Origin of the sequence: Nocardioides exalbidus (assembly GCF_900105585.1) — a bacterium.
GTDB classification, from domain to species: Bacteria; Actinomycetota; Actinomycetes; order Propionibacteriales; family Nocardioidaceae; genus Nocardioides; species Nocardioides exalbidus.
This window is the reverse complement of the sequence record NZ_FNRT01000002.1, coordinates 3,244,531-3,264,093: the sequence shown is the minus strand read 5'-3', so window position 1 is coordinate 3,264,093 and position 19,563 is coordinate 3,244,531. Positions and strand designations below refer to the sequence as shown.

The following is a 19,563-nucleotide window of genomic DNA, read 5'->3' as shown; positions in this document are numbered from 1 at the left end:
ACTGTCGGACCCGTCGCCTACAATCGAACACATGAGCGAAGCGCTGGCGAAGGTTCCAGAGGCAGAGGTCGACGACCTCACCGCCTCCGACGTCCTGCGCCACGCACGCTCGCAGAAGGCAGCCGAGAACCGGGCCGCAGCCGACCTGCTGGTGACCGCCGCCCGCTGGGCCGACCTGCACCCGCCCGAGTCGATCCACCTGGCCGCCGCGTTCACCACCCCCGGCTCCGAGCACGAAGAGCCGATCGCTGGGGACGGCTGCCCGCTGGTCGCGGAGTTCTGTGTGGCCGAGCTCGGAGCCGTGCTGGGCATCTCCACCACGTCGGCGAAGAAGCTCATCGGTCACGCCCTCGAGCTCCGCCACCGCCTCCCCAGGCTGTGGTCCCAGGTCCACGCCGGTGCGGTGCCCGCGTGGCGGGCGCGGTCGGTCGCGGAGGCGACCATCCACGCGGTTCCTTCGCTGACCCGTGACGCCGCAGGCTGGGTCGACGACCAAGTCGCGGCTGTCGCGGGAAAGGTCGGTGTCGCGCAGCTCGACCGCCTCGTCGCAGAAGCCATCAAGAGGTTCCAGCTCGCTCAACCGGATCGGGCGGCTGACCCGGACGACGGCTACCTGTACGTCGACCCCCGCCACGTCACCGTCCTGGATCAGGACGTGCACTTCGCCGGCACCATCCACGTCGAAGCCGACCTCGACCTCGCCGACGGCATCGACCTCGACCACGCCCTCGCGCGTGACGCCGCCACGCAGAAAGCCCTCGGCTCCACCGAGACCCTCGACGTCCGCCGCGCCAAGGCCCTCGGCAACCTCGCCCGCACCCAGACCGCCCTCGACCTCTCTTCAGGTGGTCGAGTGGCCGACGAGGAACGAGGGGGCGTATCGAGACCCGACCTTCCAGCCGCCCGCGAGGTCGTGCTCCACGCCCACTTCGACGCCGACATCACCAGCGAGGGCACGGTGTTCGGTCCGACCGGTCGGATGGAGAACCGGCAGAAGCTCCTGCTCCTCGAGCAGCTCCAGTCCTGGTGCGGCGACACCCGCACCACGATCACGATCAAGCCGGTCATCGACCTCAACCACAACCTCACCGCACCCGGCTACGACATCCCCGACCGCATCCGCGAACAGGTCATCCTGCGCGACCGCACCTGCGTCTTCCCCCACTGCACCCGACCCGCCCGTGGTTGCGACATCGACCACGTCACCGCGTACGACCATCACGCCGAAGCAGAAGGCAGACCACAACCCGGACCCACACGGTCCGACAACCTCGCCTGCCTGTGCCGCTCCCACCACCGGCTCAAGACCTTCACCACCTGGCACTACCAGATGGTCGCGCCCGGCGTCTTCGAATGGACCTCAAGCCACGGCCACCAGTTCAGACGCGACCGATCAGGCACCAGCCCGATCGAGCCCGCACGACCATGACCCCGCCCCGCACCCCGCCAGTCACGACGACAGCGGGGCCATGGGCACGTCCCGCGGCTCCTCCACAACAGTCACACCTCTGGTGCCCTCGTGCACCGCACGAGGCCGCGTGTCCTCAGGGTTCTGCATCGGACAGTTCTCGATAGATGCGCTCGCGCACGTCCGGGTGCAGTCGATCGGCGACGAACACCCCGAACACCGTCCTGCCGTACTGGACACCGAGGACATCGCTCGGCGAGTAGCCGTCGAAGACCCACGTGCGTACCTGCCCGGGGTCATCCGGGAACACCGAGCCGGCGTCCGGCCCGATGTCGTCGCACTGCGCCACGTCGGCCTCGACGTGACGCGTGGCATCTCGACGAGTCGTGCCGTACGACGTGTAGACCACGCCCGACTCCCGGATCTGCGCGGAGCAGTCGGCCGAACCGGTCGAGCCGGTGTCCGAGCAGCCCGCCGTGGAGGCGGCAAGGACCAGGCAGAGCACCGCGGCTCTCATCGGTAGTTCTCTCGCCGATTCACGAGAGTAGGACGATGACGGCGTCCGCCAGGCTCCACGCGCACGACGGCCTGACCCCGCCGTCCGTAGGGTCGCAGGCATGAGCGACGACGAGCGGACCATGCGGGACCGGATGCTGGCGGGCGAGCTCTACATCGCCGACGACCCGGTCCTGGCGCAGGAGTCGGACCGGGCGCAGCGGCTCGCGCACCGCTTCAACACGATGGACCCGGCGGACCACGTCGGGAGGCGCGGCGTGCTGACCGACCTGCTCGGGTCGTTCGGCGAGGGCAGCGAGATCCGGCCGCCGTTCCACTGTGACTACGGCTACCAGACCCACGTCGGTGCGCGCACCTTCGCCAACTGGGGGCTGACCAGCCTCGACGTCGCGACCGTCACGATCGGGGACGACGTGCAGATCGGCCCGAACGTCCAGCTCCTCACCGCCACCCACCCGCTCGAGGCCGGACCCCGGCGCGACAAGTGGGAGGCGGCCGAGCCGATCACGATCGGCGACAACGTCTGGCTCGGCGGCGGCGCGATCGTCTGCCCCGGCGTCACCCTCGGTGAGGACACCGTGGTCGGCGCGGGATCGGTCGTCACCCGCGACCTCCCGGCCGGAGTCCTCGCCGTCGGCGTGCCCGCGAAGGTCGTCCGCGAGCTCTGACGTGGGGTGCGACGACGCCTACGACACGTTCTCGAGCACGACCGCGAGCCCCTGGCCGACGCCGATGCAGATGGCCGCGACTCCCCAGCGGTCGCCGCTGACCCGCAACCGCTCGGCGAGTGTCGCCAGCACGCGGCCGCCCGAGGCTCCGAGTGGGTGGCCGATCGCGATCGCACCGCCCTTGGCGTTCACCAGGGACTCGTCCACCGGCCACGCGTCGACGCACGCCAGCGACTGGACGGCGAACGCCTCGTTGAGCTCGACCGCCGCCACGTCGGACCAGCCGATCCCGGCCCTTGCGAGTGCCCGGTCGGCCGCCTCGACCGGCGCGTAGCCGAAGTCCTGCGGGTCATTCGCGAACACACCACGCCCGGCGATCCGGGCGACCGGGTCCAGCCCCGGCACCGCGCCCGACGCACCGAGCAGCACCGCGGAGGCTCCGTCGCTCAGCGGCGAGGCGTTGCCCGCGGTGATCGTGCCGTCGGGACGAAATGACGGCTTGAGGCCCGCGAGCGTGTCGACCGACGAGTCCGCCCGCACGCCCTCGTCCCGCACGAGGTCGTCCACCGGCGTCACCCAGCCGTCGTAGAAGCCCTCGTCCCACGCCGCGGCGGCCAGCTGGTGCGAGCGAGCGGCGAACTCGTCCTGCCGTCCACGAGAGATCCCGAACCGTTCGCCGAGCAGCTCGTTGCACTCCCCCAGCGAGACCGTCCACTCCGCCGGCATCGCCTGGTTCACCAGCCGCCAGCCGAGCGTCGTCGACACCAGCTCGGAGTTGCCCGCCGGATAGGCGCGCGACGGCTTCGGGAGCACCCACGGCGCGCGGGTCATCGACTCCACCCCGCCGACGAGCACGACGTCCGCGTCGCCCGACTCGATCGCACGCGAGCCCTGGATGGCCGCGTCGAGCGACGACCCGCAGAGCCGGTTCACCGTGGTGGCGGGCACCGAGGTCGGCAGCCCCGCGAGCAGCACCGCCATCCGTCCGACGTTGCGGTTGTCCTCCCCGGCCTGGTTGGCGCAGCCCCAGAAGACGTCCCCCACGCGGGCCGGGTCCAGCTCGGGCGCCCGGTCCAGCACGTCCTTCACCACGACCGCGGCGAGGTCGTCGGGGCGCCGATCGGCCAGGCCACCTCCGAAGCGACCGAACGGCGTGCGTGCGTAGGCGTAGACGAAGGCGTCCTGGCTGATGCTCATGTGCTCCCCTGCTCGGTCCGATCGGGCTCGATCCTGCCAGCCGGAGTCTCGCCGCCCAGGGCCGCGGCCAGCTTCAGCGCAGCCGACGACGCGCTCTCGCTGGCGCTCGGGCCGAGGACGGCCAGTGACGAGAGCAGCGCGGCGATCTCGGGGAGGTCGAGGTCGACCGGGCGCAGCCGGTCACCCGAGACGTCCAGCCGCACCCCGCCGTCCCGACCCTGGCGGGTCTCGATCGGCAGCCCGGCGTCCCGCAAGCGCGCGACGTCACGGGCGATCGTGCGCCCGGACACCCCGAGCTCGGCGGCGAGGTCGTCCAGCACGAGCAGCGCGCCGTGGGCGGCGTACAACCTCTCGACCAGCCACTGCTGCCGCTCGACGCGCCGGAGAGCGAGATGGCCGTCGCGGGAGGCAGCCGCGAGACCGACCGAGGGATCCATGCAGGCACGGTAGTGAACCCGACACCGGCCTGTCCGGGTTGCCCGGCACCGTGGGTGCCATGACCACCACAGCAGACATCGCCGCCGCCTTCTTCACCGACTACGCCGCCGCGCTGCTCGCGCGGGACGAGGACGAAGTCGCCCGGATGTACGCCGTCCCGGCCCTCGTCCTGTTCCCCGGCCGTGCGATCGCGGTGTCCGACCGCAGGCAGACCGCGGAGTTCTTCGCGTCGTCCTGGGAGCAGTACGACGGCGTGGCCGAGGCGGAGCCCGCCGTCACGGTGCTCGCCTCGACCGCCGACGCGATCTGGGCCGACGTCCGGTGGAGCTTCGACGGCGCCGAGCGCGAGCGCTTCTGCTACCAGCTCGCCCGCTCCGGCGACCAGTGGCAGGTCGTCGTGCTGACGCCCCTCGACCACGTCGTCCCCTAGGTCGCGACGCACCCGGTCGCAGCGTCCGATACGTTCGATCACCATGTCGACAGTCGCGACCACCGACCAGGAGCGCGGACTCGCCCGCCTCGCCCAGAAGAGCGCCGCGTGGACCGAGAAGTGGTTCCCCGACGCCTACGTCTTCGCCCTCGCCGGCGTCGTGATCGTCTCGGTCGCCGCGATGGTCAACGGCTCGAGCCCGGTCACCGTCGCCGAGACCTTCGGCGGCGGCTTCTGGGACCTGGCGACCTTCACGCTCCAGATGGCGATGGTCGTGCTGACCGGATACGTCGTCGCGACCTCGCCGCCGGTCGCGAAGGTCATCGAACGGATCGCGCTCTATCCCTCGACGCCGCGTGGCGCGGTGGCGTTCGTCGCCCTGCTGTCCTGCCTCGTCTCGATGCTCAACTGGGGCCTGAGCCTCGTCTTCAGCGGCCTGCTCGCCCGGGCGATCGCGCGGCGCTCCGACCTCCGCGCCGACTACCGCGCCCTGGGTGCGGCGGCCTACCTCGGTCTCGGCGCCGTGTGGGCGCTCGGCCTCTCGTCGTCGGCCGCGCAGCTGCAGGCGACGGCCGCGTCGCTGCCGCCGGAGCTCCTCGAGATCACCGGCGTGCTCGACTTCGGCGCGACCATCCTCACCTGGCAGTCGCTCCTGATGGCCGCGATCCTGATCGCGCTCAGCGTCGTCGTCGCGTGGGCCTCCGCCCCGCAGGGCAAGGCGGTCAGGACCGCCGAGGACATGGGCATCGACCTCTCCGACGAGGTCGCGCCGATGGCGCAGCGCACCCGGCCGGGCGAGTGGCTGGAGTACTCCCGCGTCCTGCCGATCCTGGTCGGCCTGCTCACCCTCGGCTGGCTGGTCCAGCAGCTCGCGACCCTGCCGTTCCTCACCGTGATCAGCAGCCTCAACGGCTACCTCATGGTCTTCCTCATCCTCGGCCTCGTCCTCCACGGCACCCCGCGCGGCTTCCTCAACGCGGTCACCAAGGCGGTGCCGACGACCGCGGGCGTGCTCGTGCAGTTCCCGCTGTACGCCGCCATGGCCGCGGTCCTGACCCGCGCCGAGGGCCGCGGCGGGGTGACCGTCTCGCACCACCTCGCCGACCTCTTCACCAGCATCGGCGGCGGTGGCGCCTTCGCCGTCGTGATCGCGCTCTACACCGCGCTGCTCGGCCTGCTCGTCCCCTCGGGCGGCGGCAAGTGGCTGGTCGAGGCGCCCTACGTCATGCAGTCCGCGACCGACGTCGGGATGAACCTCGGCTGGACGGTGCAGATCTACAACGCCGCCGAGGCGCTGCCCAACCTGGTCAACCCGTTCTTCATGCTGCCGCTGCTCGCCGTGCTCGGCGTCCGGGCGCGCGACCTCGTCGGCTTCACGTTCCTGCAGTTCCTCTTCCACCTGCCGGTGGTGCTGCTGCTGCTCTGGTTGCTCGGGATGACGTTCCAGTTCGAGGCACCGGTGGTGCCGTGATGAGCGACCTTGCTTCGACCGTCGCGCCCACCGGCACCCTCCGCGTCGTCATCAACCTCGGCAACCCCGTGCTCGCGCAAGGCACCGCCGACGACCCGCGCGGCGTCACCGTCGCCATCGCGAGGTCCGTCGCCGACTGGCTCGGCGTCCCGCTCGACCTGCTCTGCGTCGACGCCGCACGCGACTCCTACGCCGCGATCGTCGAGGGCAGGGTCGACCTCTGCTTCCTCGCCAACGAACCGGCCCGCGAGGAGGGCGTCGTCTTCACAGCGCCCTACGTCCTCATCGAGGGCGTCCACGTCGTCGACGCCGACTCGCCGCTGACCTCCTCCGACCAGGTCGACCGCGACGGGGTGCGGATCGGCGTCCGCACCGGGTCGGCGTACGACCTCTTCCTCACCCGCAGCCTCCAGCACGCCGAGCTCGTGCGCGCCGACGAGGCGACCGACGTCTTCGAGGAGCAGGGCCTCGACGCGGCCGCCGGCGTGCGCCAGCCGATGGAGCAGTACGTCGCCACGACCGGGCGCCGGATCCTCGAGCCCGCCTTCATGGAGATCCAGCAGTCCGTCGGCCTCCCCCGCGGCCTCGACCCCGACGCCGTCGCCGCGGTGGCAGCGCACGTCGAGGAGCTCAAGGCCTCCGGCTTCGTGCGCGACGAGCTGGCCCGCAGCGGCGTCGAGGCAACCGTGGCGGGGCTAGCGTGAGCAGGTGGACGAGCACCAGCTGAAGCGGTCGGTCGACGCGGCGATGCTGCCGGTCGTCGTCTCGCTGGGTGCCGTGGGTGTGCTCGAGGCGCACTGGCTCCCGGACCGCCGTGGCGACCCGGTGGTGTGGATCCGCGTGCAGGACGAGGCGAGCCGGGTGGCGGTGGAGTCCTACAGCTGGGTGCTCCCCCAGGTGCAGGCGATCCTCGCCCGGCTCGGGCTGCCGCCGACGCAGGTGCTGACGCTGCGCCTCGAGGTCACCTCGGGTGAGGCCGAGGACCGGCTCTTCACGGAGTGAGCTTGCGCCCGATCGCGTCATCGATGGCGTCGTTGAACCGCGCCAGGCCACCGGCGAGGTCGGAGGTGGCGCGGTCCCCCAGCGTGTTGACGATCTCGCGGAGCCCCTCGGCGCGTGCGTCGGCCTCGAGGCGGTACGCCGTCTCGCCGGGCGCGGTCGCGCGGACGAGCATCGCCGGGCAGTCCGGGTCGTCGTAGCGCTCGACCCAGCCACGGTCGACGGCTGCGTGGACCTGGCGGTTGATCGTCGACTGCTCGAGCTGGAGGCCCTCCGACAGCCCCCGGAGGGTGTGCGGCCCGTGCTCGACGACGAGCCAGAGGATCTTGAACGCCGAGGCGTCGAGGTCGGTCACCGACGAGCCCGTCTCGCGCCGCCGGCCGAGCCGCATGAGCTCGTGCCGGAGGGCGGTCAGGGTCTCGTCGGTGACCTCGGCCAGGTCAGACGGCGGCATCGGCGGTCTCGTCGAGGTCGGCGCCGATGGCGTCGGTCCGGCGCGCGACGACCGGCACCATCGAGGCGATGGCGACGCCGACGAACGCGGCGATCGCGCCCACGACGAAGCACCACCTGAACGCCGACTCGGTCGGCACGGCGAACCCGCCGAGGTCGACCGTGCTGCTGGTGAGCAGCGTGGCCATCACGGCCGCGGCGAGCGTCGTACCGGCCGAGCGCATCAGTCCGTTGACGCCGACCGCGGAGCCGGCCTCGTGGGCCGGGACCGAGTCGAGGATCAGGGTGGGCATCGCGGCGTAGCCGATGCCGACGCCCGCCGAGGCGACGCAGGAGGCGACGAGCAGCTGCCACGGGGCGGCCATCATCACCAGGGCGACGAGGTAGCCCGCGCCGAGCACGGCGGCGCCGATCATGAGGGTCTTCTTCGCGCCGATGCTCTTCATCAGCCCGCTCGACACGGGTGCGAAGACGAGCATCATCAGGCCGGCCGGGGCCATCCAGAGCCCGGCGGCGAGGATCGACTGGCCGAGGCCGAAGCCGGTCATCTCGGGCAGCTGGAGCAGCTGGGGCACCACGATCGACTGCGCCATCATGCCGAAGCCGACCGCGACGGCGGCGAGGTTGGTCATCAGCACGGCCGGCGACGCCGTGGTGCGCAGGTCGACGAGCGGCTCGGCCTGGCGGAGCTCGAACGCGCCCCAGGCGAGCAGGACGACGATGCCGAGGACGATCGCGCCCCACGTGCGGCCGCTGTCCCAGCCCCACGTGCTGCCCTTGGAGACGCCGACGAGGAACGACGAGAGACCGATCGCGAGGCCGATCGTGCCGACCACGTCGAGGCGGCCGTCGTGGGCGTCGTGGACGTGGGGCACCGCGAACCACGTGAGGGCGGTGATCACGGCGGAGAGCCCGGCGGCGACCCAGAAGAGAGTGTGCCAGTCACCGGAGTCGGCGATCCACGCGGCGAGCGGCAGGCCGATGGCGCCGCCGACCCCGAGCGTCGCGCTCATCGTCGCGACGCCGGTCGAGGCCATCTCCGGCGGTGCGAACTGGCGGATGAAGGAGATGCCGACCGGGATGAAGCCCATCGCCAGGCCCTGGAGCGCGCGTCCGGCGAGCACCGGGACGAGCGAGTCGGAGATCGCACACACCACGGAGCCGATGGTGAGGAGCGCGGCGCTGGCGACGAGGACGCGCTGCTTGCCGATCATGTCGGCGATGCGTCCGGCGACCGGCATGGTCACCGCCGCCGCGAGGAGGGTGATCGTGATCACCCAGGACGCGTTGGACGCGGACGTCGAGAGCAGCTGGGGCAGCTCGCTCTGGATCGGGATCACCATGGTCTGGGTGAGGGCGGCGCTGAGGCCTCCGGCGCAGAGGACCGCGATCGCGAGTCCGGGGCGCTGCGCGGCGTCCGTCTGGGTAGGCATGTGTGTAAGTTACATATGTTGCGGTCCGCAACCAATTCTGCCGGTGTGTGATCCGGGACACGCCACCGGCGCTCTGCTCACCTGAGCCTGATCCTGATCGGACCCTTCGCCGTGGCGAGGTCGACCACCCGGCCGCCCTGGGTGATCTCGACCTCGCCGCGGTCGACGAGCCGTGCCGCGGCCTGCCGCGCCGGCTCCATCAGCTCCCGCCAGTCCTCGGACGAGCCCACCGCCCGGGCGGCGTCGGACGGGCAGATCGTCGCCGTCGGGGCACGCTGGGCGAGCAGGTCGAGGATCGTCGCCTCGAGGCGGTCGTCGACGTCGGTCACGGGTCGAGTGTGCCCCGGTCTGACGAGCGAGGTGTAGAGCTCCGCGTGGAAGTCGGCGACGTCGGCGCGCTGGTCGCGCCGCTCCTCCACCGTGACAGCACCCCAGCCGGGGTGCGCCACGGCGTCCTCCAGGGCGTCCCGGAGCGAGGAGCCGTCCGCGTCGAGCCCCTCGTTGTGGAAGCCGAACACCGCGCCCTGGTCGGCGTAGTAGCCGCAGTCGGGTGCCACGACGGTGGTGCCGACGTCGCGACAGGCCTCGAGCCACCCCGAGTGCGTGCCGAAGCGGTAGGGCAGGACCGACACGTCGAGCGAGGCGAGGTAGGCGTAGAGGTCGTCGTCGCTCATGAAGTCGTGCACCCGCAGGTCGACCAACCCGCGCGCAGCGGCCAGCCGCAGCTGCCGGGCCAGCGGCTCGTCGTAGCGCGCACCGTCCGGCTCGAGCACGTCCCGGTGTCCGTTGACCTGCAGCACGGCCCCCGGGGTCGCGGCGACGAATGCCAGGAGGGTGGACAGCAAGATGAGCGGGTTCATGCTCGCCCGCAGGCTCTTGACGTGCAGGCCGATCCGCGGGCCGGGCGCGCGGCGGGCAGGGGCGTCGCGGACGCTCTGCATCGTGCGGAGGTCCACGACGTGGGGGTGCGGCACGACGTGCGCGGTGCGCCCCCAGCGCCGGTGGATCTCCGCGGCGGCGCCGCGGGTGAGGGTGATGAGGGCGTCGGCCGCCGGGACCAGCACGTCGAGCTGCGCGTCGTGCAGGGTGCGGTCCTCGTGGTGCGGGTTGCGCAGGTCGTGGACCGTGTACACGAAGGGCGTGCCCTTCCTGCGCAGGGCGTCCACCACGGTGCGCAACCCCTCGGGCGACCAGGCGTCGAAGCCGAACTGGAGGTGGAAGACGTCGAAGTCGGCGCCCTCGATCCACGCCGGGTCGAGCATCACCGGTGGCCACCACGGGCCGCTGGTGCTCCGGCTCGGGTCGGCGGGATCGGGGTCGGGCAGGCGTCGGACGCGGGTCTCGACGGGCGCGGCGAGGTGGCGGACGTACACGTGCCGCGCGGGCACGGACGCGACGACCACGGCGTCGTCGCCTGCCGACCGCGGGATCACGCCGGCCTCCGGCGTGCCCAGCCGCCGTCGGGGAGACGCACGACGAGCCCCTGCTCCTCGAAGGACGCCAGCCAGCCGGTCATCGGCCAGCTCCCCCAGCGTCGCGCGTAGGTCGCGCCGTTGCGCAGGATGTCGTCGAGGTGTCGCACCGGAGGGCTCTCGGAGTCGTGGTGCTGGTGGTAGGCACGTGCCCCGCCGACCCAGCCCAGGGGTCGCCCGGAGGCCGCCCACGTCCGGCCGAGGTCGGTGTCCTCTCCCCCGTAGCCGGCGTACTCCTCGCAGTAGCCGCCGACCGCGGCCCACGTCCGGGAGTGCACGGCGTAGGACAGCGACCAGAACAGCTCCGGATCGCCTCCCGTCCACCGCTGGCCGGGGGCGGGCGCGGGTCGAGCCGGGTGCGGGGCGTCGAGCCCGGGGAGCATCGACGGATCGACCCCGCGCGCCGAGGCCGGCAGGTAGGTCACGGGTCCCGACCAGAGGACCGTCGGCTCCGAGCGGACGGCGTCGCGGTACGCCGCCACGAGGTCCGCGCCGACGAGGCAGTCGACGTCCAGGCCGACGACCACCGTCGCGCCCGCTCCAGCCGCGACTGCGGCGCCGATGTTGCGGGCGGCGGCCAGGGGCAGTCCGCGCTCGTCGCCAGGGGCGCGGACCACGCGCGTGGGGATCGGCCCCTCCGGGCGCCACGACTCCAGAACCGGGTCGGACATCGCGACCACCACGTGGAGGTCGGGACGCAGGGAGCTCGCCAGGAGGGACTCACGCTGCCGATGCAGGTGCTCGTGACGTCCGTGGGCGATGGTGACCACTGCGGTGCGGATCCTCACGACGTGCGCCGGGCCAGTGCGACGCCCTCGACGACGGCGACGAAGCGGTCGGCGGCGCGTCCGTCGCTCCACAGGTGCCACAGCCGCCCGTCGAGCGAGGCGGCGTCGTCCAGGAGCTCGGACCACCCCGTCACGGGGAGGCGCGACAGCACCCGGCAGGGCCAGCTCTCGCCCTCGAGCACCGCACCGGTCGCCACCTGCTCGTCGAACGGTCGCCGTGCGGGCACCACCACCGCCGGGCGACGGGCGGACGCGACGTCGGCGATCGCCCCCTGACCGGCCTGCAGCACGACGACGTCGGCGTCACGCATGGCGGCCCCCGGGTCGTCGCTCCACTCGCCCGAGCCACCCAGCACCCGCCAGGACCAGCCCGGGCTGTCGGCGACGATCCGCTCGACCTGCTCACGGGAGGGGTGGCCGCCACCGCGACCCGAGACCAGGAGCGCGGAGCGGCGCCCGTCCGCGCCCGGCAGGGGAAGGGGACCCTGCAGGCCCAGCGGCACACGCGACATCCCGCCCACCTGGTGCAGGCGACCGCGGTCCGTGGGGGTGAGGCCGCGCACCATGCCATCTGCCTCGGGCGGCCACGCGGCCACCAACGCGCTGCTGGCGGCGTACCCGGCCCGGTGCGCACGGTCGCCCCGGTCGCCGGGCATCACGACCGACACGACGGGTACCCCGTGCAGACGGGCGAGGAGGGCGACCTCCGCCGAGACGTCGCTGACCAGCGCGGCCGGCCGCGCCCGCGAGATCCACGAGGAGATCGCCGCCATGCGGCTGCGCAGGCCGTCGTCGCCGAGGGGTGCCCAGTGCAGGGCGCCGCCGGCCGTCTCGTCGGTCGCGACGTCGCCGCGGTCGTCGCGGTCCAGGACCGCCCAGTCACCGGGCCAGTCGTCGGGCACCGGGAGCGAGGACAGGCCCGTCACCGGCAGGTGGGCTGCGACCGCCCGCGCGCGGTTGAGGTGTCCGGTGCCGACGTGGTGGACGTAGTAGCCGATCATGCGGCCTCCTCCAGGAGCAGGGACCCGAACAGTGCTTCGTAGTCGTCGACCATCCGCGCCAGGCCGTACGCCGCCGTGGCGTGCGCGTGGACCGCGCGTCGGTCGAGCCGCGCCGCGGCGTCGACGGCCTCCGTGAGCGCAGCCACGTCAGGTGAGGTCGCGAGCCGTCCCGACTCGGGCGTCACGATCTCGACCAGCCCACCTCGCGCGTAGCCCGCCACCGGCGTCCCGCACGACATCGCCTCGGCGGCCACGAGGCCGAACGGCTCGTCCCACGTGGGCGTCACGAGCGCGACCTCCGAGGAGCCCACCAGCCGGCAGAGCGCCTCCTGGCCGAGGTGCCCGGCGTAGCGCACCTGGGGTCCGAGCCGTTGCCGGACCTCCTTCTCGAAGTAGTCCTCGTCCATGATCGGACCGGCGAGCACGATCGCGCGGCCGCTTCGCCGCGCGGCGTCGATCGCCTCGTGGGGCGCCTTCTCCGGCGCGATGCGACCGGACCAGACCGCGTCGCGACCGCCGGGACCGGGGGTCCACCGCGCCGGGTCCACCCCGTTCAGGATGGTGTGGGACGTCGTCGCGTGGGCCCATGCCCGCCCCATCGCCGCGCTGACGGTGACGAAGGTGCTGCCCGGGCCGGCGATCTCGATCGCCGACTCCAGCCACGGGACGGGAGGAGTGTGCAGGATCGTCACCATCGGCACCTCGACGGCAAGCGCCATCACGACCGGCAGGTGGTGGAGGCTGTTGTTGAGCACGACGTCGAACTCGTGGCGACCGCTGCGCACCAGTCGCATCATCAGCGTCAGGTAGGCGTGGTGCTCCTGCATCCACACGTCGGGGGGCGCGCCGACGTCGGCCCTCGCCGCGCGGCTCGCCCGGAAGGGCGGCACGTCGAGGAGCTCGACCGGGCAGGCGAGGTGCGACCCGGGAGCCGCGAACACCGACACCTGGTGCCCGCGCCGGTGCAGCTCGGTCGCGAGCGTGGACGTGTGCGCCTCGAGTCCGCCGGCGAAGGGCTCGCGGATCGGGAAGCGGCTGGACGCGATCAGGCACACGCGCAACCTCCCGGTCACCAGGGGTGCTCGAGGCTGGACATGGGGGGACTCCACAGGGGCCGGGGACGGTCGGACGGGCGGTGCGACCCGTGGGGTACCCACTCCGGCGCGCGCGACCCGCGGGCCGGGAACCCCTCTGGGGGTGTGGGCAGGTGGTCGCGCCGCGGCTAGCCTGTGGGAGCAGGGCATCGACGGTGCCCGACCATCCAGGACTTCGATGGCGCATCCCAGCGACCTCGGAGCTCTCCATGGATCACAGCACCAGGACCAGCACGTCGCCCAGCCTCGACCCCGCCGCCGCGCGCGAGGAGGCGGTGCGCGAGATGATCCTCGTCAACCTGCCGGTCGCCCGCCGCATCGCGCGCAAGTTCGCCGGTCGCGGGTGCGACCTCGAGGACCTCGAGCAGACGGCGTACGTCGCCCTCGTCAAGGCGGCGCAGCGCTTCGATCCCTCTGCTGGACACGACTTCCTCACCTACGCGGTGCCGTGCATCACGGGTGAGACCAAGCGACACTTCCGTGACCTCGGGTGGATGGTCCGTCCTCCCCGGCCGGTCCAGGAGCTCAGGGTGCTCGTCGAGCGCGAGCGGGGCCGACCCGAGCCGGCGACGGGTCGACCGCCGACCGACCGCGAGCTCGCCGACCGGCTCGACGTCCCGGTGGAGCTCGTACGCCAGGCGCTCGAGGCGAACGGCTGCTTCTCGCCGTCCTCCCTGGACCGGCCGGTGACGGGAACCACCGACCTCGCGCTCGCCGACACCCTCAAGGACCTGCGCTCGGCGACGGACTACGAGATCGCGGAGGCGCGGGTCGTCCTCGGCCCGGCCCTGGCCGGCCTGGCGCCGTCCGACCGACGGCTCCTGCACCTCAGCTTCGTCGAGGAGAGGACGCAGCGGGAGATCGGTGACGAGCTCGGCCTGAGCCAGTCCCAGGTGTCCCGCCTGGTCCGGGATGCGCTCACCCGCCTGCGCGAAGCCGTGGCCGGCACCGCCGGCTCGTGCGAGGAGGAGGCCGCGTGAGCGTGGCTCGCCGGGCGAGGTCCGGCCATCGTTGATCGCCCGGACGACGGCGCGGACGCCTCGGCGCTCGAGTGGTGCCGGCGTCTCGTGGAGTCGCTGCACGACGACGCCACCGACCCCGAGGACGTGGTGGTGCGCCTCCAGCGGGTGTGCGTGGCCACCCAGGCCGGGCTGGGCATGACGAGCGCCGTGGTGCTGCTCCGGTCCGGGAGCGAGAGCGAGACGCTGGCGGCTGCCTCGGGCCAGGCGGGAGCGGACGCCGCCGAGCTCGAGTACTCCCTCGGCGAAGGACCCTCACGCGACGCCGTCCGCCTCGGTCGGCCGGTCCTGCACGGCGACCTCGACCACGACCCCGCGTGGGTGGCGTTCGCGCCCGCCCTCGCCGCGACGGGCCTGCGCTCGGTGTTCGCGTTCCCGCTCCAGATGGGTGCGGCCCGGTTCGGCGCCCTCACGATGTACGGCCGCGACCGGCAGACACTCGACCCTCGACGGACCGCCCGCTGCCTGGCCATGGCCGAGCTCACCACCCGGATCATCCTGCTCAGCACCGCGAGCGGGCCCGACGGCGGACTGGCCGACGCCCTCGACCAGGCGATGGCCCTGCGCGTGGAGATCTTCCAGGCGCAGGGCATGGTGATGGTCGCCCTCCGGACCGACCTGGCGACGGCACTCGCCCGGATGCGGGCACACGCGTACGAGACGGACCGCAGCCTCCACGAGGTGTCGCTCGACATCGTCGACGGCCGCTTGACCCTCACCGACGAAAGGCCAGGCTCTTGATCGTGTCGTCCGTGCACAGACGTGCGTCCACCCTGGTGATCGGAGGGACCCGATGATCTCCACCGCGCAGCTCTCGGCGCTCTTCGTCGAGGTCGCCGACACGCTGGTCGACGACTTCGACCTGGTCGACTTCCTCCACACCCTCACCGACCACGCGGCCGACGTCAGTGGCGCAGATGCCGTCGGACTGCTCCTGGCCGACCACAACCGGGTCCTGCGGTTCATGGCCGCCTCCAACCACACCGGCAAGATGCTCGAGCTCTTCCAGCTCCAGAACTCCGAGGGTCCCTGCCTGGACTGCTTCACCACCGGGCGACCCGTGGTGAACGCGGAGCTGGACGACGCGGGTGAGAGATGGCCACGCTTCGCGCCGGCCGCGGTCGCCGGTGGCCTGCGGTCGGTGCACGCGTTCCCCCTCCGCCTGCGCGAGCAGACGATCGGTGCGCTGAACCTCTTCAGTCGCGCCGAGTCGCGCTTCGCCGACGACGACGTCCGGGTCGTCCAGGCGCTGGCGGACGTCGCGACGATCGCCATCCTGCAGGAGCGGAGCATCCTCCGTGCCGAGATGCTCACCGAGCAGCTCCAGGGCGCGCTCAACAGTCGCGTCGTCATCGAGCAGGCGAAGGGGGCGATCGCCCAGCAGCAGGGCATCGCCCCGGAGGAGGCGTTCGAGCTCATGCGGGCGGAGGCGCGGTCCACCCGACGACGCCTGGCCGAGGTCGCGGAGGACGTCCTCGCCGGCATCGACCGGCGCCCGTCGGCGCCTGGTCGCCGCGACACCTGAGGCACCTGCTTCACTGGCGGCATGCGCGCACTCGTCCAGCCCCAGTTCGGCGACCCGTCCGAGGTCCTCTCCGTCGAGGAGGTGCCGACGCCCGAGCCCGGGCCCGGCCAGGCGCTCGTCCGGGTCCTCCTCTCCCCCATCCACAACCACGACCTGTGGACGGTGCGCGGCAGCTACGGCTTCAAGCCCGAGATGCCCGCCCGTGCCGGCACCGAGATGGTCGGGATCGTCGAGGCCCTCGGCGAGGGAGCCGAGGGTCCCGAGGTCGGCACCCGCGTCGCCGTCGGCGGTGCCTTCGGCGCCTGGGCGGAGTACGTCGTCGCGACCGCTAAGGCGCTCATCCCGATCCCCGAGGAGATGGGCGACGAGGCCGCCTCGCAGCTGGTGTCGATGCCGTTCAGCGCGATCGCGCTGCTCGACTTCCTCGAGGTCACCGAGGGCGACTGGATCGTGCAGAACACCGCCAACGGCGCGGTCGGCCGGATGGTGGCGCAGCTGGCGAAGGCCCGCGGCGTCCGCGTGCTCGGCCTGGTCCGGCGCGCGGCCGGGGTCGACGAGCTGCGCGAGCAGGGCATCGACGACGTCGTCGCGACCGACGACGACGGGTGGCGCGACCGGGTGAAGGAGATCGTCGGCGACGCCCCGATCGTCGCCGGCGTCGACTCGGTCGGCGGCAGTGCTGCCGGTGACGTCGTCTCGCTGCTGGCCGAGGACGGCGTGCTCGTCGTCTTCGGCGCCATGGCCTCCCCGACCCTCGAGATCGCGTCGGGCGACGTGATCTTCAAGCAGGTCGTCATCAAGGGCTTCTGGGCGAGCAAGATCTTCCCGGCGATGTCAGGCGAGAAGCGCGCCGAGCTGATGGGCGAGCTCGTCGCCGGCATCTCCGCCGGCACGCTGACCCTCCCCGTCGAGAAGGTCTTCCCGCTCGAGGAGATCGCCGACGCCGCCCGCGCCAGCGCCCAGCCGGGGCGCCGCGGCAAGATCCTGCTGCGCCCCTGACCCGCGACCGCTTCAGGACACCCGCTGACCTGTTTCCGGTCCACCATGGATGGCATGGACACACAGCAGCGGACCTTTCCGGAAGGCGTTCCGTCGTGGATCGACCTCGAGCAGCCTGACCTCGCCGCCACGCAGGAGTTCTACGGCGGCCTGTTCGGCTGGCAGCTCGAGCCCGTCGGCGGCGGGCAGTACGTCATCGCCCGCCTCGACGGCCAGGACGTCGCCGGTCTGGCGGAGCCCGATCCCGACCTCCCGCCGAGCCCCGGCGGCTGGACGACCTACGTCGCCGTCGACGACGCCGGGGCCGCCGCCGCGCGCGTGGCCGCGGCCGGCGGCAGGGTCGTCGTACCCGCCGCGGAGGTGGGCCCGGCCGGCCACATGGCCGTCGTCGAGGACCCGGCCGGCGCGCTTTTCCGGCTCTGGCAGGCGGGCCGACGCCTCGGCGTCCAGGTGGCCAACGTGCCGGGCGCGTGGAACTTCAGCGACCTCCGCGGCGCCGACGTCGACACCGTGCGCGACTTCTACGCCGACGTGCTCGGGTGGGAGCTCGACGACATGGGCTTCTCGGTGCTCGTACGACGCTCCGGCTACGGCGACCACCTCGCCGCGACCGTCGACCCCGGCATCCACGAGCGCCAGGCCGGGGTCTCCGCTCCGGAGGGGTTCGCCGACGCGGTGGCGTGGATCGACACGTCCACCCCGGCCACGGAGGCGGCGTGGCACGTCACCTTCACCGTCGCCGACCGCGACGACACGGCCGCCGCCGCCGAGCGGCTGGGCGGCGTCGTGGTGTCGACCGCGGACTCCGAGTGGACCCGGACCGCCGTGGTCCGTGACCCTCAGGGAGCGACGTTCACGGCGAGCCAGTTCACGCCCCAGGAGGGGTAGGGGTCAGTCGACCTGCATCTCGCCGAGCTCGTTCCAGTCGTCCTGGTCGACGCTCTGGCTGACGATCTTCGGGGTTGCCGCGAGGTAGTGCGGGAGCTCGGCCTGCGCGGCCTTGAAGTGGTCGCTGCTGACGTGCGCGCCGCCGGCGTCACCGTCGCGGAACGCCTCGACGAGGACGTACTCGTTCGGGTCGTCGAGGCTGCGCGACCAGTCGAACCACAGGCAGCCCTCCTCGGCGCGGGTGGCCTCGGTGAAGGCCCGTGAGATCTCCGGCCACGCCTCGGCGTGCTCCGGCAACACAGGGAACTTGGCGGTGATGAAGATCAAGACGTGTCTCCTTCGAAGTGGCGTGCGGATCAACCCTAAGGAGCGGCACCTACAGTGGCGACGATCGCCATGACCCAGAACCCGTCCCCCACCGCCGGCCGCGCCCGGCGGCTGCTGCTCGTCGTCGACGCCCCCTCGCTGCTGCACCGCAACCACCACGCGCGCGCACACACCCGGTTGACGGATCGGCAGGGCCGGCCGATCTGGGCGCTGCAGGGGATGCTGCGCCAGATCCTCGAGTCGATCGACACGATCGCCCCCGACGCGGTGGTGTTCGGGCTGGACGACCGCACCGGGTCCGTACGCCGCGACGCCTACCCCGACTACAAGGCCGGGCGCGCGGAGAAGGACCCCGAGCTCGTCGACCAGCTCGACCGCGCCGGCGCGCTGCTCGACGCGCTGGGGCTGGCGACGGTGACGCCTCCCGGGCTCGAGGCCGACGACGTCAACGCGTCCGGCGCGACCTGGGCGGAGGCCAACGGCTGGGACTGCGTGATCATCACCTCCGACCGCGACGCCTTCGCCCACATCAGCCCCCACACGCAGGTGCTGCGGCTGATCGACGGCGGCATCCACGGCTCGCCGATGCTCAACCCGGCGCGGCTGTTCAACATGTACGGCGTCCGCGCCGCCAACTACCTTGCCTTCGCCGCGCTGCGCGGGGACACGAGCGACAACCTCCCCGGCGTGCAGGGCATCGGCGAGAAGACCGCAGCGATCCTGCTCGACGTCGCCGGCTCGATGGACGCCGCGTGGGCCGACATCGACCACGAGGACGGCCGCAACCTCCTCGCCGCGCTCGACGACTGGTCGGCCGAGACCGGCGGGCGTCGCATCGGTGCGACCGTCGTACGACGACTCCAGGCCGAGGGCGCGCGCCAGCGCTACGACTTCAACGTCGAGATGATGTCGGGCAAGGACGACCTCGACCTCGGGCTCACCCCGGACGTCCCCGGCTCACGCGGGCTGCTGCCCCTCGACTTCGACCGGGTCAGTCGGGTGGTGGGCTTCCTCGACAACGACTTCACCACCGACTTCGCGGTGCGCGTGCTGACGAGCAGGCCCGCTTCAGGCTGAGGTGTCGCCGAGCCGCGCCCGCAGCCGCTCGACCTCCTCCTCGAGGTCGAGCACGCGGGCGATGCCCGCCAGGTTCAGGCCGTCGGCGAGCAGCGTACGGATGCGCACGAGCCGATCGACGTCATCTGCGCTGTAGAGCCGCGAGCCTCCGGACGTCCGGTCCGGGGAGAGCAGTCCGCGTCGCTCGTAGACGCGGAGGTTCTGGATCTCCATCGCCACCATCTCCGCCGCGACCGAGATGGCGTAGACGCCCTTGTCGCTCGCGGTCATGGGTCCTCCGTCGCGTCCTCAGAAAATTCTTGGCCTGGTGGCTTGATCCTGCCGTTGATGTTGACTATACAAAACCTGTAACCAGCAATA

The 19,563-nt window shown here is 72.4% G+C and carries 23 protein-coding genes; 12 read left to right on the top strand and 11 right to left on the bottom strand.

Going from position 1 to position 19,563, the window contains the following annotated elements:
* The first annotated feature begins 31 nt into the window (after positions 1–31).
* Entirely contained in the window at positions 32–1,429 is a 1,398-nt protein-coding gene (locus tag BLV76_RS16070) for an HNH endonuclease signature motif containing protein (RefSeq protein WP_090970201.1), read from the top strand.
* Between the two features lie 115 nt (positions 1,430–1,544).
* On the opposite strand, the gene BLV76_RS16065 is transcribed toward BLV76_RS16070, so the two are convergent.
* On the bottom strand, positions 1,545–1,913 hold the full coding sequence (locus BLV76_RS16065) for a DUF6281 family protein (protein WP_090970199.1): 369 nt from the start codon (positions 1,911–1,913) through the stop codon (positions 1,545–1,547).
* 112 nt (positions 1,914–2,025) lie between these two features.
* On the opposite strand from BLV76_RS16065, the gene BLV76_RS16060 reads away from it, so the two are divergent.
* The gene (locus BLV76_RS16060) at positions 2,026–2,592 is read left to right on the top strand and encodes a sugar O-acetyltransferase (protein ID WP_090970197.1); all 567 of its coding nucleotides are present in this window, start codon (positions 2,026–2,028) and stop codon (positions 2,590–2,592) included.
* 18 nt (positions 2,593–2,610) lie between these two features.
* Here the strand turns inward: BLV76_RS16060 and BLV76_RS16055 are convergent, their stop codons facing one another.
* Both BLV76_RS16055 and BLV76_RS16050 read right to left on the bottom strand, forming a co-directional pair.
* Positions 2,611–3,789 carry a thiolase family protein gene (locus BLV76_RS16055; RefSeq protein ID WP_090970196.1) on the bottom strand — a complete coding sequence of 393 codons (1,179 nt, stop codon included), beginning with the start codon at positions 3,787–3,789 and terminating at the stop codon, positions 2,611–2,613.
* Positions 3,786–4,226: a helix-turn-helix transcriptional regulator gene (locus BLV76_RS16050; RefSeq protein ID WP_090970194.1), complete on the bottom strand. Its 441-nt coding sequence runs from the start codon at positions 4,224–4,226 to the stop codon at positions 3,786–3,788. The genes BLV76_RS16055 and BLV76_RS16050 overlap by 4 nt, the downstream gene beginning before the upstream one ends.
* Positions 4,227–4,285: 59 nt before the next feature.
* On the opposite strand from BLV76_RS16050, the gene BLV76_RS16045 reads away from it, so the two are divergent.
* From BLV76_RS16045 to BLV76_RS16030, 4 genes are read left to right on the top strand one after another with little or no spacing between them, the layout of a single operon-like run.
* Positions 4,286–4,657: a DUF4440 domain-containing protein gene (locus BLV76_RS16045; RefSeq protein ID WP_175539702.1), complete on the top strand. Its 372-nt coding sequence runs from the start codon at positions 4,286–4,288 to the stop codon at positions 4,655–4,657.
* Between the two features lie 43 nt (positions 4,658–4,700).
* Entirely contained in the window at positions 4,701–6,128 is a 1,428-nt protein-coding gene (locus tag BLV76_RS16040; protein WP_090970192.1) for a short-chain fatty acid transporter, read from the top strand.
* Positions 6,128–6,832, top strand: coding sequence for a transporter substrate-binding domain-containing protein (locus tag BLV76_RS16035; protein WP_090970190.1), 705 nt, complete (start codon positions 6,128–6,130; stop codon positions 6,830–6,832). The genes BLV76_RS16040 and BLV76_RS16035 overlap by 1 nt, the downstream gene beginning before the upstream one ends.
* Positions 6,833–6,836: 4 nt before the next feature.
* Positions 6,837–7,130, top strand: coding sequence for a hypothetical protein (locus tag BLV76_RS16030; RefSeq protein ID WP_090970188.1), 294 nt, complete (start codon positions 6,837–6,839; stop codon positions 7,128–7,130).
* Here BLV76_RS16030 and BLV76_RS22880 read toward each other — a convergent pair.
* From BLV76_RS22880 to BLV76_RS16000, 6 genes are all read right to left on the bottom strand, one after another.
* Positions 7,120–7,581: a MarR family winged helix-turn-helix transcriptional regulator gene (locus tag BLV76_RS22880; protein WP_090970186.1), complete on the bottom strand. Its 462-nt coding sequence runs from the start codon at positions 7,579–7,581 to the stop codon at positions 7,120–7,122. The two genes, BLV76_RS16030 and BLV76_RS22880, sit on opposite strands and share 11 nt — an antisense overlap.
* Positions 7,568–9,013, bottom strand: a complete 1,446-nt coding sequence (locus tag BLV76_RS16020) for an MFS transporter (RefSeq protein ID WP_090970184.1) — start codon at positions 9,011–9,013, stop codon at positions 7,568–7,570. Before BLV76_RS16020 ends, BLV76_RS22880 begins: the two co-directional genes overlap by 14 nt.
* 77 nt (positions 9,014–9,090) lie before the next feature.
* Positions 9,091–10,446, bottom strand: coding sequence for a DUF3253 domain-containing protein (locus BLV76_RS22875; RefSeq protein WP_217630364.1), 1,356 nt, complete (start codon positions 10,444–10,446; stop codon positions 9,091–9,093).
* Positions 10,443–11,273 carry a glycosyltransferase family 2 protein gene (locus BLV76_RS16010; RefSeq protein WP_217630363.1) on the bottom strand — a complete coding sequence of 277 codons (831 nt, stop codon included), beginning with the start codon at positions 11,271–11,273 and terminating at the stop codon, positions 10,443–10,445. The genes BLV76_RS22875 and BLV76_RS16010 overlap by 4 nt, the downstream gene beginning before the upstream one ends.
* Entirely contained in the window at positions 11,270–12,274 is a 1,005-nt protein-coding gene (locus BLV76_RS16005; RefSeq protein ID WP_090970182.1) for a glycosyltransferase family 28 protein, read from the bottom strand. The genes BLV76_RS16010 and BLV76_RS16005 overlap by 4 nt, the downstream gene beginning before the upstream one ends.
* Positions 12,271–13,329 carry a glycosyltransferase gene (locus tag BLV76_RS16000; RefSeq protein WP_245734704.1) on the bottom strand — a complete coding sequence of 353 codons (1,059 nt, stop codon included), beginning with the start codon at positions 13,327–13,329 and terminating at the stop codon, positions 12,271–12,273. Before BLV76_RS16000 ends, BLV76_RS16005 begins: the two co-directional genes overlap by 4 nt.
* 248 nt (positions 13,330–13,577) lie before the next feature.
* Here BLV76_RS16000 and BLV76_RS15995 point away from each other — a divergent pair, with 248 nt between their 5' ends.
* The 5 genes from BLV76_RS15995 (at position 13,578) to BLV76_RS15975 (ending at position 17,799) form a co-directional block, all read left to right on the top strand.
* Positions 13,578–14,348 (top strand): sigma-70 family RNA polymerase sigma factor, encoded by a 771-nt coding sequence (locus tag BLV76_RS15995; protein WP_090970177.1) that lies wholly within the window; start codon positions 13,578–13,580, stop codon positions 14,346–14,348.
* Positions 14,349–14,435: 87 nt separating this feature from the next.
* The gene (locus BLV76_RS15990) at positions 14,436–15,128 is read left to right on the top strand and encodes a GAF and ANTAR domain-containing protein (RefSeq protein ID WP_090970175.1); all 693 of its coding nucleotides are present in this window, start codon (positions 14,436–14,438) and stop codon (positions 15,126–15,128) included.
* Positions 15,129–15,180: 52 nt separating this feature from the next.
* Entirely contained in the window at positions 15,181–15,912 is a 732-nt protein-coding gene (locus tag BLV76_RS15985) for a GAF and ANTAR domain-containing protein (protein ID WP_175539701.1), read from the top strand.
* A gap of 21 nt (positions 15,913–15,933) precedes the next feature.
* Entirely contained in the window at positions 15,934–16,911 is a 978-nt protein-coding gene (locus BLV76_RS15980) for a zinc-binding dehydrogenase (protein ID WP_090970173.1), read from the top strand.
* Positions 16,912–16,965: 54 nt separating this feature from the next.
* Positions 16,966–17,799 (top strand): VOC family protein, encoded by an 834-nt coding sequence (locus BLV76_RS15975; protein ID WP_090970171.1) that lies wholly within the window; start codon positions 16,966–16,968, stop codon positions 17,797–17,799.
* A gap of 3 nt (positions 17,800–17,802) precedes the next feature.
* On the opposite strand, the gene BLV76_RS15970 is transcribed toward BLV76_RS15975, so the two are convergent.
* Positions 17,803–18,126 (bottom strand): putative quinol monooxygenase, encoded by a 324-nt coding sequence (locus BLV76_RS15970; RefSeq protein ID WP_090970169.1) that lies wholly within the window; start codon positions 18,124–18,126, stop codon positions 17,803–17,805.
* Positions 18,127–18,195: 69 nt separating this feature from the next.
* Between BLV76_RS15970 and BLV76_RS15965 the strand changes: the two genes are divergently transcribed.
* Positions 18,196–19,203: a 5'-3' exonuclease gene (locus BLV76_RS15965; protein WP_090972815.1), complete on the top strand. Its 1,008-nt coding sequence runs from the start codon at positions 18,196–18,198 to the stop codon at positions 19,201–19,203.
* Here the strand turns inward: BLV76_RS15965 and BLV76_RS15960 are convergent.
* Positions 19,195–19,473, bottom strand: a complete 279-nt coding sequence (locus BLV76_RS15960) for a MerR family transcriptional regulator (RefSeq protein ID WP_090970168.1) — start codon at positions 19,471–19,473, stop codon at positions 19,195–19,197. The two genes, BLV76_RS15965 and BLV76_RS15960, sit on opposite strands and share 9 nt — an antisense overlap.
* Positions 19,474–19,563: the final 90 nt, after the last annotated feature.